We start from the raw sequence: 3023 nt of genomic DNA, 5'->3' as shown, positions 1-3023 counted from the left end.
ACCCGCCGCCCCACTCCCCGCGCCTCCGCCACGGCCAACGGAGATGTCCGGCGGGTGGACTCCTCCTCGCCACTCGGCAGCAGCAGCACAACCCCGCTGACCGCCGACACCTGGCCACCCAGAACCCGCCCAAGTCGGGCATCACGTACCGGTGTTGCTTGCTGCGCCATGACAGCACACTCTCAGAAGCCCGGGTGTACGGAGCCGGGCCGCAGGGTCACTGTTACGTATCGACGCGGAGATGTGCCGTCGCCCGGGCGCGCTCTACGCGCGTAGGCGGTACAGTGCGCCAATGACGAGCCAGACCAGGAGCCAGGCCAGCCAGAGCGCTCCCACCCCGACCCCGGACCAGATCCGCCGCGCCCCGAAGGTGCTGCTGCACGACCACCTCGACGGCGGTCTCCGCCCCGGGACGATCATCGATATCGCCCGTGAGGTGGGCTACGAGGGCCTCCCCGAGACCGAGCCCGACAAGCTGGGCATCTGGTTCAGGGACGCCGCGGACTCCGGCTCCCTGGAGCGCTACCTCGAGACGTTCTCGCACACCTGCGCCGTCATGCAGACCAGGGAAGCCCTGTTCCGGGTCGCCGCCGAGTGCGCCGAGGACCTCGCCGAGGACGGCGTCGTCTACGCCGAGATCCGGTACGCCCCCGAGCAGCACCTGGAGAACGGCCTCACGCTCGAAGAGGTCGTCGAAGCGGTCAACGAGGGCTTCCGCGAGGGCGAGCGCCGCGCCAAGGCGAACGGCCACCGCATCCGGGTCGGTGCCCTGCTCACCGCGATGCGACACGCCGCGCGCGCCCTGGAGATCGCCGAACTCGCCAACCGCTACCGCGACACGGGCGTCGTCGGCTTCGACATCGCGGGCGCCGAGGCGGGCTTCCCGCCCACCCGTCACCTGGACGCGTTCGAGTACCTGAAGCGGGAGAACAACCACTTCACGATCCACGCGGGCGAGGCCTTCGGCCTGCCGTCGATCTGGCAGGCGCTGCAGTGGTGCGGAGCGGACCGCCTGGGCCACGGCGTCCGCATCATCGACGACATCCAGGTCGCCGAGGACGGCACGGTGAAGCTCGGCCGCCTCGCCTCGTACGTACGCGACAAGCGCATCCCGCTGGAGATGTGCCCGACGTCCAACCTGCAGACGGGCGCGGCGACCTCGTACGGCGATCACCCGATCGGGCTGCTGCGCAGGCTGCACTTCCGCCTCACGGTGAACACGGACAACCGGCTGATGTCCGGGACGAGCATGAGCAGGGAGTTCGAGCACCTGGTCTCGACCTTCGACTACAAGCTCGACGACATGCAGTGGTTCACAGTCAATGCGATGAAATCAGCGTTCATTCCTTTCGATGAACGTCTCGCGATGATCAACGACGTGATCAAGCCGGGATATGCCGAACTCAGGTCCGAGTGGTTGTTCCAGCAGACCGCTTCGACCAGTACTTCTGTCGCGATGCAGGGCTGAGCCGAGCGCGGACGGCGCTGAGTCGGGCATCCGCCAAACGGCCGGGAAGGCGCCTTCCCGGCCGTTTGTATGCGTTGCGAAGCCCACTGACGCCTGGATACGTTGCGGGACCGCTCGAAGACCCCCGGCTCAGAGTCAGAGGACGAAACCCCATGAAGCAGTCTGCCGCCAAGTCCCTCGGTGTCGCCGCGATCGGCGCCGCGTTCGCCGCCGCCGCGGCCGGTACCGCGTCGGCCGCCCCGGCCGTTCCGGACGCCGCCGGGACCCTGGGCTCCGTGTCCGGTGTACTCCCGGTCGGCGAGGCGGCGGACACGCTTCCCGTCGGCGGTGCCGAGTCCCTGCTCGCGGGCCAGGACGCGCTGTCGGCCGGTGGCGACCCGGTCACCGGCCTCATCGGCGGCCTGCCGCTGGGTGGGCTGGCGCCGACCGGGCTGCCGATCGGCTGACGCCAGCCTCACGAGCAGCGGGGTGCACACCGTGGAGGTGTGCACCCCGTTTCGCGTACCCGCGGCGGCTTACCAGCTCGCGGCGGCCGTCTTGTTGCTCTTCTCGCTCGGGATCATGATCCACATGGCGAGGTAGATCAGGAACTGCGGTCCGGGCAGCAGGCAGGACGCCACGAAGATCACGCGCATCGTGGTCGCGGAGGTGCCGAAGCGCTGTGCCAGCGCCGCGCACACTCCGCCGATCATCCGTCCGTTCTGGGGGCGGGTAAGGGCGGTCATGGTGGCTCCTTCAGGACCATCGACGAGGCACCCCGTATGGGCCCCGATGTCTTCGATGTCTTCAAAGCTACGTTCGTGAAGGGGTCGAGGGCGTCCGGCTAGGGGGCGATCCCGACCCTGGGAATCGTCGGGGTCGACCCCTGAGAGGGCTCATCCCAATGCGGCACGGGCCGCCGCGCGCCTCCTGCCGCGCCTGCCGCGCCTTCCGCACGGCGACGCAGCCGGGCTCTGGCGGCGGGCACCACGGCGAGGTGCGCCAGGGCGACGCCGAGGGTGTTCAGCAGCAGCGAGTCCACATCGACGACCTGGCCGGGTACGCCGGTCTGCAGCAGCTCGATCCCGAGCGAGAGCAGCGCACCGGCCGCGACCGTACGGGTCAGGGACGCCAGCGGCGACACCAGGAGCCGTCCGCCGACCAGCGGCAGCAGCACCCCGAGCGGGGCGAGCAGCAGCAGGCCCTGGCCGAGCTGGCGGGCGGCCTCCTCGGGGCCCAGCGCGAGGTCGGCCTTGATCCCGGCGAGTGGCTGCAGATTGGCGGCGCTCACCCAGGGGACGTCCAGTGGACGCAGGGTGATCCAGCCGACGAGCAGAAGGTGTACGGCCAGGAGGAGCACTCCTGCCGCACGGAAGCGAATGGCGGCGTTGCCGCCGCGCGAGCCTTGACGCTGCACGCCCCCCAAGACGCCACCACCGGCAGGATCGGTTCCGCGCGCGGACACGCTCGCCGCCCCGCGCCTTCTACCCCCCAGTTGTGGGCAGTCGTTCCGCAGGGCGAGGGGGCACCTCCCGCTCGAGCGAAGTCGAGAGTGGGGGAGGGTGGGCACAACCCC

At 70.1% G+C, this 3023-nt stretch carries 4 protein-coding genes and 1 pseudogene; 2 read left to right on the top strand and 3 right to left on the bottom strand.

The genetic code is table 11. The features are described from left to right. Nucleotides 1-170, bottom strand: a pseudogene (locus U9R90_RS34955) (alpha/beta hydrolase); the annotation flags it as partial. 122 nt (nucleotides 171-292) lie between these two features. Between U9R90_RS34955 and U9R90_RS34950 the strand changes: the two are divergent. Then, nucleotides 293-1468 carry an adenosine deaminase gene (locus U9R90_RS34950; RefSeq protein WP_411061416.1) on the top strand — a complete coding sequence of 392 codons (1176 nt, stop codon included), beginning with the start codon at nucleotides 293-295 and terminating at the stop codon, nucleotides 1466-1468. 152 nt (nucleotides 1469-1620) lie between these two features. Beyond that, nucleotides 1621-1914, top strand: a complete 294-nt coding sequence (locus U9R90_RS34945) for an ATP-binding protein (protein WP_411061415.1) — start codon at nucleotides 1621-1623, stop codon at nucleotides 1912-1914. A gap of 69 nt (nucleotides 1915-1983) precedes the next feature. Here U9R90_RS34945 and U9R90_RS34940 read toward each other — a convergent pair whose 3' ends face one another. Both U9R90_RS34940 and U9R90_RS34935 read right to left on the bottom strand, forming a co-directional pair. Further along, nucleotides 1984-2193 carry a PspC domain-containing protein gene (locus U9R90_RS34940; RefSeq protein WP_411061414.1) on the bottom strand — a complete coding sequence of 70 codons (210 nt, stop codon included), beginning with the start codon at nucleotides 2191-2193 and terminating at the stop codon, nucleotides 1984-1986. Nucleotides 2194-2291: 98 nt separating this feature from the next. Next, complete coding sequence (locus U9R90_RS34935; RefSeq protein WP_411061413.1) at nucleotides 2292-2864, bottom strand: VanZ family protein; 573 nt, start codon at nucleotides 2862-2864, stop codon at nucleotides 2292-2294. Nucleotides 2865-3023: the final 159 nt, after the last annotated feature.

Source organism: Streptomyces sp. E11-3, assembly GCF_046540415.1.
Taxonomy (GTDB): domain Bacteria; phylum Actinomycetota; class Actinomycetes; order Streptomycetales; family Streptomycetaceae; genus Streptomyces.
The sequence above is the reverse complement of the archived record's forward strand: the minus strand, read 5'-3'. Positions and strand labels throughout refer to the sequence as shown.